The organism is Undibacterium sp. Ji83W, from assembly GCF_049340385.1.
Taxonomy (GTDB): domain Bacteria; phylum Pseudomonadota; class Gammaproteobacteria; order Burkholderiales; family Burkholderiaceae_D; genus Undibacterium.
Window position 1 is genome coordinate 513036 of record NZ_JBMPOZ010000001.1, and the last position, 15811, is coordinate 528846.

Consider the following 15811-nt stretch of genomic DNA (forward strand, 5'->3'; position numbering starts at 1 on the left):
TCAGGCGTATTCAATTTTGACGTTTTTCATGGATAGCCACTCACCCAGATTCTGTCGCAAGACATCGTCCGGGTTCACCCGCCACTGATCTGACAGATACAGTTCTGCGCTGGCATTGGCGTTTTGGTAGCGTACCAATACCGGGCAACCATCGGCATTCAAATGTGGCTTCAGCATCTCTTGCAGCTTTTTAGTGTCTGCGCTGGATGTCAAAGTCAAACGCAAACCTTGAGAAAACTGTACGCGGGCACGGCCTATGTCCATGACTTTTTCAGCCGAGATACGCAAGCCGCCAGAGAACCTGTCTTCAGACACCTTGCCCAGCACCGCCAGGAATTCATCTTCCTTGAACAGGGATTTGAATTCTTCCATGAGTTCGCTATACACCGTTACCTCAACCACGGCAGTGCCGTCATCGAGGCTGACGATGAGCAGCTTGCCACGCTGTGTCATCTGGGTGCGCACACCTGTGATGATGCCGCAAATCAGTCGCAAGTCGCGTGAAGGCTCCAGCTTGGCCAAGGTAGTCTTGATGAACTGGCGTACTTCTGGCGCATAAGAATCAAACAGATGGCCAGACAGGTAAAAGCCCAGCGCGAGTTTTTCTTCAGTCAGGCGCTTCTTGTCTGTCCAGACGGCTACATCCAGATAATCTGGTGGCGAGATCAAATCGTCGTCATCGCCAAACAGGCTGACCTGGTTGGCTGCGGCTTCTGCCTGCATCGCTGCTTCCAATGCAAAATCAACGGTGGCCAGCAAGATGCCACGGTCTTTGCCCAGGCAATCCATGGCACCGGCACGTATCAGGGACTCTACCGTACGGCGGTTGACCTGGCGTTTATCGACGCGCTTGCAGAAATCGAATAAATCCTTAAATGGCCCGCCTTCTTTTCTGGCCGTGATGATGCTTTCTATCGCATTCTGGCCAGAACCTTTGACGGCACCCATGCCATAGCGTATCTGGCTCGATTTTTTACCAGCTTCGGCAACAGGCATGAAACGGTATTCAGATTGGTTGATATCCGGCGGCAGCATTTTGAGCTTGCAGATATCGATCGCATCTTCGACCAGGATCTTGACCTTGTCAGTATCATCCATGGCCAGCGACATATTCGCTGCCATGAAGGCAGCGGCATGATGTGCCTTCAAATAGGCTGTGTGATAAGACAGCAAGGCATACGCGGCAGCATGGGATTTATTAAAACCATAGCCCGCGAATTTTTCCATCAAATCGAAAATCTCATCGGCTTTTTCTTGCGGCAAACCATCCTTGGCAGCACCGTCACGGAAAATCTGGCGATGCTCGGCCATCTCTTCAGCTTTCTTTTTACCCATGGCACGACGCAGCAAATCGGCACCGCCGAGTGAGTAACCACCGACTACCTGCGCCATCTGCATAACCTGTTCCTGATACACCATGATGCCGTAGGTTTCAGACAAAATACCTTCGGTACGTGGGTCAGGATAATCGAAACGTTCACCATGCTTACGTTTGCAAAAATCCGGGATCAGATCCATAGGACCTGGGCGGTACAAGGCCACCAGGGCGATAATGTCTTCAAAACGATCAGGACGCGCATCTTTCAGCATGCCTTGCATGCCGCGGCTTTCCAGCTGGAACACGGCCACCGTCTTGGCCTTGGTCAGCAATTCATACGATGGCCTGTCATCCAGCGGCAATTTGGCCAGATCGAAATCTGCCATGGCTGGGTCCATCATCTTGATATAGCGCACTGCCCTGTCAAGGATGGTCAAGGTGGTCAAACCCAAAAAGTCGAACTTGACCAGGCCCACGGCCTCGACGTCATCTTTATCGTACTGCGAGACCACGCCAGAATCACCGCCCTGAGTGTAGAGCGGGCAAAAATCTGTCAGCTTGCCCGGTGCAATCAATACACCACCGGCATGCATGCCGATATTACGGGTAATGCCCTCTACCTGTTGCGCCAGGTCGAGCAGGGTTTTGACTTCTTCTTCGTTTTCCTGACGCTCAGCCAGCAGGGGTTCTTCAACAATAGCTTCGGCAATCGTGACCTGCTTGCCCGGCTTGAACGGAATCAGCTTGGAGACGCCATCGCAAAACATATAGCCAAAATCCAGCACGCGGCCTACGTCGCGTATCGCGCCCTTGGCAGCCATGGTACCGAATGTGGCAATCTGCGACACAGCTTCTTTGCCATAACGGTCTTTCACGTATTGAATAACACGGTCGCGACCTTCCTGGCAAAAGTCAATATCAAAGTCGGGCATGGATACCCGCTCTGGGTTCAGGAAACGTTCGAACAGCAAGTTATACTGCAAAGGATCAAGATCGGTAATCAATAAAGAATATGCAACCAGAGAACCGGCACCAGAACCACGGCCCGGCCCCACCGGCACGCCATTATTTTTTGCCCACTGGATAAAGTCAGCAACGATGAGGAAGTAACCAGGGAAACCCATCTTGATGATAGTGTCGGTTTCAAACTTCAAACGTGCCTCATAACGGGCGCGCTCTTTCTCGCGCTTTTCTGCATTCGGGAAAAGGTGATTAAGGCGGAACTCAAGACCACGCTGGGATTCATGCACCAGGAAGTCATTGATGGTCATGCCCTCAGGCGTAGGAAAATCCGGTAACTTGGGCTTGCCCAGTTCCAGCATCAGGTTACAGCGCTTGGCGATTTCAACTGAATTGCGCAGTGCTGCTGGCAAATCGGCAAATAACTCTGCCATCTCAGCCTGGGTCTTGAAGCATTGCTGTTCGTTGAACCTGCGTACGCGGCGGCCATTGGCCAGCATATCGCCTTCGGCAATACAGACGCGCGCTTCATGGGCAGTGTAATCGTCCTTGCTGATAAATTGCACAGGATGAGTTGCCACCACCGGCAATTTTAGCCTGCCAGCCAGGGCCACGGCAGCGCGCACATGGTTGTCCATGTTCGCCTGGCCTGCCCTTTGTATTTCTATATAAAAATGATCAGGGAAGATACTGGCCCAGCGCCTGGCATTTTGTTCAGCCAGTTCAAGATTGCCATTATCGATAGCAACACCGACGTCGCCAAAATGCGCGCCAGAGATGGCGATGAGACCACCGCCCTTGCCTTCTTCAAAAATACTCTGCAGCCATTCATAACGGATTTCTGCTCGACCCTTGTGCTGGTTTGTCAGCCAGGCCTGCGCCAGCAATTCGCAAAGCTGCAAATAACCCAGCTTGTTCTTGACCAGCAAGAGCAACCTCGATGGCTTGTCGCGGTCAACATCATTGCTGACCCAGACATCGCAACCGGCGATGGGCTTCATGCCCTTGCCGCGTGCGGCTTTATAAAATTTCACCATGGCGAACAAATTCGCCAGATCAGTGATGGCCATTGCTGGCTGTTTGTCTTTTACTGCTGCCTTGATGACATCATCAATACGCACCAGGCCGTCGACAATCGAATATTCAGAGTGGATGCGCAGGTGGACAAAGGCAGGCTCGTAGGGCTTGCTCACGGCAACTTCATTGCTCGCTTCAGGGGAGGTAATTAATTCTGTAGTCATACCGCTATTTTACAGCCTGAGCAGGGGATACAGTAGCTTTCAGCCACTCTCTGGAGACAGACAGCACCGGGCGCGCATAAAAATTATCAATTAAATACTTTAAAAGATACTAATCCATACCTTGTTCATATCTTAATGAAAATAATAAAGCAAAATTGCGCATTTTTTCGCTGACAGCAACATCCGTCAATTGAAGTTTTCTTAAAACTATATTAAGTTAGTTACAGTTTTTTGGGCGGATGCAAAATTGCCTGGACAATACTTGGCAATGCATTGCAACGATCATAATTTCATATGCATTGCAAATAAAATTGCAATAACAACAACTTAGTGTAATCCGGGTCACACCGCCATCTACTACAGGCATTAATGAAATTACCCGCAACCGTTTATCTGAATTCTCTGGTTTTTTTTGCCTTGTCCGGCTTTATGCTAACGGCCCAGGCAGACAGCCGCAGTGACAATCTGGCACGTTGCCTCAAGGATTTTGATGGTATGCAATGGCTATTGCCTTATCAACCTTCGACCAAAATTCGCTCTTGCAATAGTCCAAACGCACGCCATGAAACTGGTATCGTCCTGCCTGAAGGCCAGCGTGAACTGGAATTGATGGCAGATCTGGGATTCATTTTCGACGTGTACCATACCAGGCAAGAAGATCTCGACAAGCAAAAAGGTCACAAAATAACTTCTCACGATGCTGACACTGTCGAAAGATCTGATCGCCAATATGCAGCTATCCAAAATGCCATGTTCGCTCACTTTGACGGTTTGATCAAACGCCATGGATACAGACGTGAAGACATCACTTATGGCGATGCAAGAACTCGCGTTTCGATTGCCACTCAAAGAATGTTAAACCGTTTGCCTCCTTTATCAAAAGAAGTGGAAGACAGACTGCAAAAAATAGAAGACAGCAAACCACCTATCCCTTATTCGAGCGAAGCCCGTTATATACGGTCGGTCTCAGGCCGATACCTGCATCTGAATTATGCAGGCGCCAACCGGAATACCTGGAAAATCCAGTTAAGCGGCTTGCCAGATACGACAACAGGATCACAGAAATGAAGAAGCGCACCATCATCATTTTTGCGTTCTTCGCACTGCCATTGTTGCTTGTGCTGGGTGCATTTTTTAATAAACCAGGCATCAGCAAAGAAGGCGACCAGGCTCTGGTTCACTATACCAGCAAGCATGGTGCTGCTTATGGTGGGATAGACCAGTGGGCTTACTATGGCATGCCAGCCAAAGAAGCACAGGACATACTTAGCAAACAGGCATATACATGCAATGCTGATGGTAAGAATGCAGAATCCGCGGCTACAGAGCAAGTCAAAAGTATCCTCTGCAACAAGCAAGTCAAATGGCCCGTAGCAAGAATTCTGACTATCAATTTACAGATTGCTCATAGTGACCGTGATCGCGTCATCTCTGCCGAAGCAGGCAGTGTCGCGACTGGCTCACATCTGATCGCCAGTCTGCTACGTAGCAGCAAATGGATAGAAGCAGAAAAGTTGCTTGTCCGGGGGCTGGAAATCAATTCTGCAGATATGCTGGCACGCTACCTTGTTGATGCGATACAGGAAAATCGCTGGCGCAGTAACTGTACGGATGGTTTGACCGCGCTGTACTGTCAGAGTCTGGCAGAAGAAAGGCTGGCCTCAGGTTTCCCGACGCTGAGCAAAGACCCGGTCGTGGTTAACGACCTGGTCCATGTGCACGGCAGTTTGCAAGATCGTGGGCTGGTATCCATGCAGGGAAATACACGGGTCAGTAACAAGCTCAGGGTACGTGCAGATAAAAACCTGCTATGGCTGGACTATAAAGGGCAGGATTTCAGTGGTCATCAATTCCAGGTTGCACTTGCTCTGGAAAGTGAAGGTGGCAGGCCCGTCATGCTGGAAACCAGCATGAACAATGAAACCAAAAATCAACTCCTGAAGGGCAATGCAACTGTTGCCAACAACGGCAGCCTGCTTTATCTGGTACCGGCTGCCGGTTCAGGCCCATCCAATCTGGCAAGCTGGCTGGGCATGCCTGATCTTGGAAATCCGCACAGTATTGATGTATTAATTGAGTTTATTCCCAAATCCAACTTCGCCATATCAGCCACTTATATCAAAAAAGTGATTGCGGCCCTCAGCATCAGTAACACCGACGAAGACAACCTGAACCTGTACCCACCAATGTACACGATAGAACGCATAGCCAACGTGCTACGCACTTCACATGCAGAAAATCTCTTGCCAGACAACCAAGCCAGTGAGATCATCCGCCAAAATTATGCAGACAATGGCATATTCAGGGCTGCCTGGGCTTTGGGAACCTGTGAGACAGGTAAGAATGGCGAAAAAACCCGCAGCATGAACCTGGCATGCTGGCAAGCATTCAAAACCGCCGATAAAGAAGCCTGGCAACTGCTGCGCAATGAAATTACTGAACAGCAAACCCAGTATGCAGAACTGGAAGCCAGCCACCCGATTAAATTAAGATTGAAGGAACTCAGTGATGCCCTGTCCTGATCTCGCTCCATCAATCTGCCTGAAACATCATGTGCACTATGTGCACCATGAGCAAAGCCGACCATAACATGGCGACATCCCAAAATAAAAGTAAAGATCTCAAAACCATATTCGTCGTCGCCCTCGTTGGCGGCGCGATGGCTTTCAAGCTTTATGCAAGCAACCGGATACATAGCGATCAACCCGTGCTGCCAGTCACTGGCCCGCTGGCCCCTTATGCTGTGTCTGGCGATGCAGCGACAGCATTTGCTTGTCATGAGGCTTCATGCACTTATGCCACTGTGCAAGCTAAAAGCACACAGGTTTTCAGTCAGTACCAGGCTAAATTATTACTGCCAGCAGTAGAAAAATTAAATACTCCGCCAGGGAAGATATTGCGTATTTCCAGGGCATTCAGCTTTGACTGGTACACCTATTGGAAATCACCACAAGAAGCAAGCAGCTATATCCTGGCACATATGGCAGACGTGGGCAGCATAGATACGAGTGGTGAAACAGATCAGGCATTTAAGGTTAGCAACCCAGGTTATGTCGTCAGTGCAACCGTTGCAGGCAATAGCAAAACTGTGGCTTATCAAATTGCCCTGAATGGAAAAGTCAACAAAGCGGGTCTGGAATCATGCAGTTATGCAGGGCCTTTAGGGCAGGAACAATTACGTCTCGACAATCCTGCTTATAGTGGAATCGAATTCCAGGCAGTGCCACCAGTCTTGCGTTTACAGATCAGCCATACGGGCGTACTAAAAATACAAAATGGCGATGTGCTGGCATTGCAATTTTCAGCGCCAGCGTCTTCCTCCTCCTTAAGCCAGTTACCTGGCAGGGCAATAAAACAGTACCCCGCACAAATAGAAAAAGTGACGGCTGGCAGTACTACAGGAAGCACGCTGGTAGAAGCCAGGCTGACAGGCAATGATGCCATGAGCATCATCAGAGACAGGGTGATTCTCGAACAACAGACAGGGGAAACTGCCTTCCCTGAAAATCTGTGGCTGCAAATATCGCAAAATTTTGAACGTGCCAACGGACAGTTGCTGGAAGTACCCAATACCGCCATCCAGACAGGTGATGAGCATACGCAGATCTGGATCAATCTGGCGGGCATGGCGGTTCCCATCAATGTTGATGTTCTCAGTACAGGCAAGGAAAATAGCGTCATTGCAGAAAAACCGGGGGCACGCGGCTTGCCCATACACCAGGAATTCTGGCGAGCCATGAGTGAAACCGAACGCAAAGCCATCATGAATCTGCTTGCACAACAAGGCACGCCCATGACTGGCAAACTGCTCAACAATAAATCGGAAATTATCTTGCAAGCAGACCAGCATCTGAAACCCGGCAAGAGCATAAGGAATGGCAATGGCACAGGTAACTGACAGAGGCGCAGAGATACCGGAAAATATCGTCAGCAAGCGTGCTGAGGAATTACTGGCACTGGGCAAATCGGCCGTCACTGATCTGGGACGCAAGGCTGGCAGCAATGCAGCCGATGCCTTGAAATTATTGGAAGACATCAGCGGCAGCACGGGCACGCTGATGGATGTCAATCAAAAACTAATTCCTCTGATTGCCAGTTTCAAAGACCAGTCAAAAAAACCAAGCTGGTGGTGCTGGTTTACCGGTGAACAGCTGGAAAAAGACGTGTTTTTCGAACGCACCCGGCTCAGCATAGAAAATCTGATCGAAGCGGGCCAGCAAGCCGATGTCAACATGCACAAACATGCACAGGCTTTGCGCAATCAGCAAAAATTAATGGCCATCGAAGTCAAACTGCTGGAACTTGATATCAAGGCGGGGCACTTGCTGACCTCCTCTGCTTATGCTTTCCAGCTGATCGAAGCAAATTTGATCGATGAAGAACTGGACAGGTTGATCCGCAGGATCAGTAATCTGGAAGCCATGGCCACCGCTGCCTCACTGACGCAGGCACAATATGCGGTTGCCAGCCAGCATGCTGTCACGGTGTCAGACCGTTATCATGAAATACGTAATCTGTTATTGCCGATCTGGAAGCAAAATATGGGGTTCGATTTATTCTCCCGCCAGGTTGCAGGCCAAATTCATTAAGGAATCCACATGCAAAACTTAGCCAATACCAGCAACACCTCTTTGAATAACAGCGCTGTTTCAGGAATTACGCTGGAAGCAGTCAGGCAAGAAGTGGTGCAAGAGTTGATGCAACAACTGGAAAGTGGCTCACTCGATGCCATCCACGCCTTTGGCCGCGATATAGGAAAACAAACGGCGGAGTTTACTGACACTCTGCTGGAGCAAGTCAGGTCCAAAGACCTGGATGTGATAGGCGGCCATCTGTCGGCGGTAGTCGTCACGGCAAAATCACTCAATATGGGCAGCCTGTCTGACAAGCGTTCACGTATCCCTTTGATAGGCGGCATGATAGACAAGGTCAAACTCAAGGGTGCCAGTATCACTGTCAAATTCCAGGACGTACGCACCCAGATAGACAGCCTGCTTGATGAAGTGCAAAGCATGCAGGGCGGTTTGGCAAAACGGGTAGAAATGCTGGGACAGGCATTTGAGTCTGTCAAACATGAGCATGCTTTATTGGGGGCGCATATAGAAGCGGGGGAAACTGCCAGGCAAAACCTGACGGGTAAACTGGCGCAACTGAGTGCCAGTCAACAAAATGGGCAAGATGATCAATTAGGTGCTCAGGACGTGCAGGATCTTAAGGATGCCTGTGCCGCGTTGGAAAAAAGAGTGGCCGACATGCGAGTATTACAGCATTCGGCACTCCAGCAATTGCCCATGATCAGAATGGTGCAAGCCAATAACCGCATGCTGATCGAAAAATTCTACACCATCAAGGAACTGACAGTACCAGCATGGAAGCGCCAGTTCACCCTGGCATTATCTTTGAATGAGCAAAAAAATGCGGTACAACTTGCCAATGCCATCGATGATGCCACCAATGAATTCTTGCGTGAAAATGCAAAGTTATTGAAAGACAATACGATAGCCACGGCCAAGGCCAATCAGCGCATGGTCATTGATGTCGCCACCCTGCAAGAAGTGCATGACAGCCTCATGAGTACGGTTCAGGAAGTCGTGCAAATCAACCTGGATGGCATTGCACAACGTAACGCAGCCTGTTCACAACTGCAAGGCATGCGCGAAGAAATTACCCGCCAACTGGGCCAGCAAGAAAAACCCGTCGGCCATATTCAGCATCAGCCTGGCACAAGGTGAACAATTGGCTTCATTAACGTCAACATCCTCACCCGCCAGCATGCACGACAATCTGCGATCACGCTTTGCTTCGCTGAAGTTGCGCGCTTTATTGCTGGCGCTGGGTGCTTTGCCAGCATGCTACTTTGGCATGCACTTATTTTTCAGCAGCCTGGTTCAACTGGTTTATAGCGCCTATGATCTGTCGCAGAATCAGACCAGCGTACCGCTGCTGCATATTCCCCCTTCGGCACCAGAAAATCTTTTTTCCTGGTTGCCGCAACTGGCTTTTTTTGCAGTAGGTGGATTATGTATCTGGGGCTTTTCTACCGGTGCGTTTGGTCGCAGTTCGGCCAAAATCGTTTTTATTCCCGTGGCAGCACTGGTGATGTCAATCTCCTTGTTTGTGCCAGGAGCCAATCTGCTGGGCAAAGCGTTTCCCGGAAAACTGGAAAGGCAAATTTTGCGCGCGCAATTTGCCCAGGCCGAAGCAAGTTTGGCAGACATGCATTTATCAGAAAATAATAATCAATATATACGCGCACAAATCGCCATGCGCGCCAGGGATGCGCAAGGTGTGAAACAGCAGGCTGAGCCTTTATTGCAACTGACCGACAAATGGGCTTATGGATTATTAAAAAACAGCGGCAGCGACGCCATACTTGCAGGTGAATTAATGCAATTCAATCCTGAAGTAATCCATGCCCTGGATGTCGCACTCAATCAAAAACCGGAAACTCAGGTAGGCATACAGTGGGAACAACAGCATGGTTTGCAAAGGCAAGAGCGCCCGTTATGGCATGGTGTCAAACTCGTGTTGACACTGGTGATTGGCGCCTTGCTATTTTTTGCGGCGCTCGCTGCCTGGGGGGTCTGGAACCGCATGCGCATGCGCATACGTGAAATAGACGGTTTCTTGCTTGAAAAAACGGTATCCGGACCTGCTGACTCAGCACCAGACAGCAGGCGAAGCAAGGAAATACCAGCCAGTATCAGCGAGGCTGCGACATCAAAATCCGGCAACATGGCAAAAGATGAGAATACTGCGCAATCTGCGCCACCCGAACCACCCAAGCGGCAAGATGCTGCAACAACAATACCAGCGCTGGAGATTGAGGCGGCAGCTACCGCAATCATGGAACAGCATGCAGGCGGGGTGAGTCATACTGCCAACACGCCAACAATATTCAACAAGCCTGGCAGGCCTGCTCGTGCTTTCATTGTGCTTTGTTTGATAGCGATATTTGGTCTGCTGTTTTACATGAAGGTCATGCGCGCACCGCCTAGCTTCAGGGCAGAAAAAACCAGCTCTTTTGTAGCTAGCCAGGCTAGGACAAAAGCAAGTGGCCTGCTATCAGCTTGGTTGATAACTTAGCTGGCAACTACCTCTGCATAAAACACCCACCACCAGGCAATTGCCAGTACCCATATACTGGCAAAATAACTGACGATAGCATCAAGCGGGAACTCTGCAAAAAAAGGGCCATGTAGTATGAAATAAAGAACAGGAAGATGCACGCCCGTCCATACCAGGAGCCAACTCAGCATATTCAATTTATGCCGTTTGAGCAGAGCGCGCAATGCAGGTATCCCTAAAACCAGGCTAAGCAACAGGCTGATACTGATTTGATTGGTAAAAGCCAGTTTTGCTACATCGCCATACGTTAATGCTGTATGTTCGCCCGTATACAGCCAGTCAACTCCACTGCTCATCAGGAACAAGGCCTGATTGATTATCGAAATCAAGATAGGCAAACCTATGATTTTTAAAAGTGAAAACTTGTTTTCCATCGTGCTTGAAAGTCAATTTAAGTAAATGCCAATAAATATGTGGCAATCGGTTTATTCCATTTTACATCTGCACAGTAAAACAATTGCAATGAAACAAACTTCGCAGACACATTTCAGCTACCTATTGCCATATGCATAAGCTATGCAGCTGGAACTTGCACTATTCATCACCAGGAAACAACAGTCCGCTATATTGATAAATAAGAAGGAAAGAAATCTTTCCTTGCAACACTCTTTGCATTTACACTATTTTCATTGCACTGCAATGTTGCTTTTTACCAATATCTTTGATACCGGAGTTGAACTTGTCGGTTGAAACTAAAAAGCTCTTCAAAGCAAGCACTGCATTTCTTGCCGTGTTAGCAGCCTTGTCAGGCACTGGTCTGTCAGAGCTGGGACTGGGGCTGGCGATGGCAAACCCGGCAGGAGGGGAAGAGTCCATCTTCCTCGACGATGTGCCCGTAGTCTTGTCTGCCTCACGCCTGTCACAACCCATTAATGAAGCCCCGGTTGCTGTCACCATCATAGACAGGCAAATGATCAAGGATTCTGGTGCCTGGGATTTATCCGAGATTTTTCGTCTGGTGCCCGGCATGTATGTAGCTTACCATGCCGACCCTTATTATTCAGCAGACAGCACTGTTGCCTATCATGGCATGGTCACCACCACCACGTCAGACCGCATGCAAGTCTTGATTGATGGCCGGTCTGTGTATGCCAGCCTGTTTGGCGGCGTGAACTGGAGCGACCTGCCCATCGTCCTCGACGACATAGAACGCATAGAAGTCATACGGGGGCCGGATTCAGCCAGCTATGGTGCCAACTCCTATTCCGGTGTCATCAATATCATCACCCGCCACCCGGCAGAGACCCAGGGCACAATGATTTCCATGGCGTTTGGCAATGGCCGCAAGGAAAGCATATTCCGCTATGGCGGCAAGAGTGGCGCACTGAGCTATCGCCTGACAGCCAGCATCAGGGAAGACAAGGGAGAGGACGACCGCATACAGCGACCAACATCTGCTTTTACTTTCTGGAACCTGAATAAGTTTGACAACAAGACCATACAGAATCTGAACCTGCGCGCCGATTACCAGGTCAATTCTGCCGACACCCTGGAATTCCAGTTCGGCTATAACGGCGGGCCGCGTGAAGTGGGTGAATATAATAATGTCTCTGCCATCAGCAGACGGGCTGAAAACCATTTTGAAATGCTGCACTGGCGCCGGGCACTGGAAGGTGGCGGCGAATTATCTGTACAAGCCTTTCATACAGTTGAAAGAGTGTATGCCCGCCTGAAAGATTCAGATGGCGTCAGTGATGGCGATGCCATCTTGCGGCGCTATGACCTGGAAGTGCAACACACCTTTTCACCATTCAAGAATGCCCGCCTGGTCTGGGGTGGCAGCATACGCTATGACCAGACTTATGCACCCTATTATCTGGGTGTAGGCGACAACCAGTATCTGTATGGTGATTTCCCTTATCATCTGCGCCGTTTTTTTGGCAACCTTGAATGGCGCGCCCGCCCTGACCTGGTTTTCAATGTCGGTGGCATGATAGAGAACAATACTTATACCGGCACTGATACTACGCCCAGGGTTGCGGTCAACTGGCATATGCAACCCGGCCATACCCTGCGCCTGAGTCATTCACGCGCCACGCGTTCACCCTCTGTCTACGAGAAAACCTATGACAGCTATTGGCGCAGTGCAGGGTTTTATCCTGGCTTGCCAGAGATGCAGACAGAGAGAGTGAAATCGAGCGAGATAGGCTACATAGGCAAATATGGCAATCTGGATGTGGACTTTCGTCTGTTCTATGATGACTACAGCCAGTTGATCGATGTCAGGAACAAGCGCTCTGCCGCTGGCGGTAACCTGAATGCAGGCACCGCCATCATGCGTGGCTATGAATTGCAATTGAAGGCACAACTGACAGACAAGACCCGGCTTATTTACGGTCTGTCTGGTGGTGGGGTGAAAAGTGATAATGTGAATGGCGTCGTGTATAGCGATTCTCTCCCCAAATACAACCACAACCTGCTGCTCAGCCATAAAATCAATGAGCAATGGAGCACCAGTCTCGCCGCTTATCAAGTCGCAAAAACCAAGTTTAATTCCACCGATTTTAATCCGCGTGAAAACCGTGCTTACTTCATCGATGGTAACCGGCGTTTTGATGGCAGGCTCAATTACCAGTTCAAAGTCGGTGGCAAATCAGCAGAGTGTTCTCTGATTGCCCAAAACATTGCTGATGCACGGTATTTTGAATACCGGCACGATAATGAATTGCCAGGACGCGCGCTGAGGCTGAATTTCAGACTGGACCTTTAAACATGCATTGGCAGTCAACCCGGTATCTGCGGTATTTGCGGCATTTGAGATATGTAGCGAATTGCATAGGTTTGATCCTGAGTTTGCTTTATGTACAAACTGCTCTGGCCGTAGATAACATTACCATCTTGCTTAGTGAAGAAGGCTCTGCCTATACTGAATTTTCCAACCAGTTAAACACACTGCTCAGTAGTCAGCCGACGCAGGGTAACACGACAAAAAATACCATCAAGGTTTTGAGTCTCAACAATTACAAAAGCGAAGACTTGCCGCGCAATGCCAACAATCAGCTACTGATTGCCGTTGGTACGCCTGCCATGACTGCCATGGCACAAAAACCGCCCGCCATGGCTGTCTTGAATGTACTGGTGCCCCGCAATACTTTTCAAAAAATAGCAAAGCAATATGGCCGCCATCAAGACCCGCATCATTTCTCTGCAATTTATTTTGACCAGCCCTGGCACAGGCAATTAGGGCTGATACGCATCAGCATGCCAGGTCGCAATCGCACAGGGCTATTGCTCAGCAAAGATTCAAACGAGATGCTCGTCGGCTTGCCAGCCATCGCCAAAGAAATGGACATGCAAATCAATGTTGAAACCGTCACTGATGATTCAGAATTATTGCCTGCCCTGCGCCGCCTGCTCAATAATAGTGACAGCCTGCTGGCCCTGCCCGATGCCGCCATCTATAACCGCAATAATATCCCCAGCATCTTGCTGACCAGCTACCGGCAAAAAGTGCCCTTGTTTGGTTTTTCCGCCGCCTATGTCAAGGCAGGTGCCTTGGCGGGCGTATATAGCTCAGCCGCCCAGATCGCCCAGCAAGTGGCAGAGATCATACAGGCGCAGCCTAACAGCGTATATCTGCCTCTGCCACAATATCCGCGTCACTTCAGTGTCAATGTAAATACCCAGGTCAGCCGTTCACTCAGCCTGGAAATTGATGATGAAGTAAGCCTGACGCGTAAATTGAAATCATTAGCGGAGCGTGCCCAATGAAGAACTGGCCACTCGCTCATCGCATATTATTCCTGGCTTTGGCACCAGTCTGGATTATCTCTGTCCTGCTGGTATTGATGGTGGTGATCGTCGGCATTACAGAAATTGATGGGGCCATCAAGGCACGCGGCACCGTCATCACCCGTCAATTGGCACCGGCCAGTGAATACGGTGCTTTCTCTGGCAATCGCGAAGTCTTGCAGGCCTTGACGCAATCGGTCATGAAAGAAGATGACGCCAAGGCCGTGGTCATCACCGATGCCGATAATAAAGTACTGGCAGTCAGCGGCAAACCCAGCAAACTGGGGCCTGAACATGCACGTGCTGCCGACAGCGGCAAGATATTGCGCGGTGATCATGAATCCCTGATCTTTGCTGCCCCCATTTATCAGGGCAAATCTGAGGCAGATGCCTTTGACTTGTTTGACCGCGTCCCCAGCGACAAGACTGGCAAGCAAAAGCTGCTGGGCCGCGTCTACCTGGAACTGAGCACCCATGCCAGCCACCAGTCCAAGAATGTCTTTGTCGCCCTCAGCATACTGATAGGCCTGGTCGGTACGGTTTGTGCCTCGATACTGGCGCTGCGCATGAGCCGTGACCTGACCCGCCCGCTGTCACGCTTGCTGGATGGGGTACACCGCATGGAAAAAGGCGCACTTGATACCCGCATCACGGCAAATTCTGGTGGTGAATTGCAAGAACTTGAAGCTGGCTTTAACCAGATGGCCGAGAAACTCGAAGGCAGCCATAAATCCATGATGGAAGTTAACGCCAACCTGGAAAACCTGGTCGTCGCCCGCACCCGTGAACTGGAATTGCGCAACCATGACCTGGAATTATTATCAAGCACAGACCGGCTCACCGGCCTGTATAACCGCCTGAAGCTGGAACAGATACTGGATGAAGAACACCAGCGCAGCCAGCGCTATGGCACCAGCTTTTCCATCGCCATTGTCGATATTGACCTGTTCAAACAAGTCAATGACACTCACGGCCATCAGACTGGTGACCAGGTTTTGATCAATATCGCCCGTCTCTTGCAAGACCATGTACGCAGCATGGATGCCGTGGGCCGCTGGGGTGGCGAAGAATTCCTGGTCATCTTCCGCGAGACCACCATCCACGCCGCCATCGCCACCGCTGAAAAACTGCGTTGCGCTATCGCCAACCATGAATTTGAAGTCGCAGGCAAAAAGACTGCCAGCTTTGGCGTCACCAGCTATTACCATCCCGACAATATCAACGACATGATGAAGCGGGCTGACAATGCCCTGTACCACGCCAAGAAATGCGGGCGGAATCGCGTAGAATCCAGTGAAATGTAAGCTTTGACATTGTCGTATTTGCCACTTCCCAGAGCAGTTTCGCTCTGATACTCTCTTGGGAACTGGAATTCCAGAAGCTAGTCTTGCCAAACAGTCGCGCCATCTATGCTGCGCTACGGTAAAATGCT

Annotated in this window: 10 protein-coding genes; 8 read left to right on the forward strand and 2 right to left on the reverse strand. The window is 49.9% G+C overall.

Annotation, left to right across the window (positions count from 1 at the left end):
- The gene (dnaE, locus tag ACO0LD_RS02320; protein WP_423003311.1) at nt 1-3519 is read right to left on the reverse strand and encodes a DNA polymerase III subunit alpha; all 3519 of its coding nucleotides are present in this window, start codon (nt 3517-3519) and stop codon (nt 1-3) included.
- A gap of 369 nt (nt 3520-3888) precedes the next feature.
- Here dnaE and ACO0LD_RS02325 point away from each other — a divergent pair, with 369 nt between their 5' ends.
- The 5 genes from ACO0LD_RS02325 to ACO0LD_RS02345 all read left to right on the forward strand — a co-directional run bounded on the left by ACO0LD_RS02325 (nt 3889) and on the right by ACO0LD_RS02345 (nt 9251).
- Nucleotides 3889-4587, forward strand: a complete 699-nt coding sequence (locus ACO0LD_RS02325; protein ID WP_423003313.1) for a hypothetical protein — start codon at nt 3889-3891, stop codon at nt 4585-4587.
- Entirely contained in the window at nt 4584-6041 is a 1458-nt protein-coding gene (locus ACO0LD_RS02330) for a hypothetical protein (RefSeq protein WP_423003314.1), read from the forward strand. The genes ACO0LD_RS02325 and ACO0LD_RS02330 overlap by 4 nt, the downstream gene beginning before the upstream one ends.
- Nucleotides 6042-6109: 68 nt before the next feature.
- The gene (locus ACO0LD_RS02335) at nt 6110-7417 is read left to right on the forward strand and encodes a hypothetical protein (protein ID WP_423003316.1); all 1308 of its coding nucleotides are present in this window, start codon (nt 6110-6112) and stop codon (nt 7415-7417) included.
- On the forward strand, nt 7401-8108 hold the full coding sequence (locus ACO0LD_RS02340) for a hypothetical protein (RefSeq protein WP_423003318.1): 708 nt from the start codon (nt 7401-7403) through the stop codon (nt 8106-8108). The genes ACO0LD_RS02335 and ACO0LD_RS02340 overlap by 17 nt, the downstream gene beginning before the upstream one ends.
- A 9-nt stretch (nt 8109-8117) precedes the next feature.
- Complete coding sequence (locus ACO0LD_RS02345; RefSeq protein WP_423003320.1) at nt 8118-9251, forward strand: toxic anion resistance protein; 1134 nt, start codon at nt 8118-8120, stop codon at nt 9249-9251.
- Nucleotides 9252-10601: 1350 nt separating this feature from the next.
- On the opposite strand, the gene ACO0LD_RS02350 is transcribed toward ACO0LD_RS02345, so the two are convergent.
- On the reverse strand, nt 10602-11021 hold the full coding sequence (locus ACO0LD_RS02350) for a hypothetical protein (RefSeq protein WP_423003322.1): 420 nt from the start codon (nt 11019-11021) through the stop codon (nt 10602-10604).
- A gap of 305 nt (nt 11022-11326) precedes the next feature.
- Between ACO0LD_RS02350 and ACO0LD_RS02355 the strand changes: the two genes are divergently transcribed.
- From ACO0LD_RS02355 to ACO0LD_RS02365, 3 genes are read left to right on the forward strand one after another with little or no spacing between them, the layout of a single operon-like run.
- Entirely contained in the window at nt 11327-13357 is a 2031-nt protein-coding gene (locus ACO0LD_RS02355) for a TonB-dependent receptor plug domain-containing protein (RefSeq protein WP_423003324.1), read from the forward strand.
- A gap of 2 nt (nt 13358-13359) precedes the next feature.
- On the forward strand, nt 13360-14358 hold the full coding sequence (locus tag ACO0LD_RS02360) for an ABC transporter substrate-binding protein (RefSeq protein ID WP_423003326.1): 999 nt from the start codon (nt 13360-13362) through the stop codon (nt 14356-14358).
- Nucleotides 14355-15683 (forward strand): diguanylate cyclase, encoded by a 1329-nt coding sequence (locus tag ACO0LD_RS02365; RefSeq protein WP_423003328.1) that lies wholly within the window; start codon nt 14355-14357, stop codon nt 15681-15683. The genes ACO0LD_RS02360 and ACO0LD_RS02365 overlap by 4 nt, the downstream gene beginning before the upstream one ends.
- Nucleotides 15684-15811 lie beyond the last annotated feature (128 nt).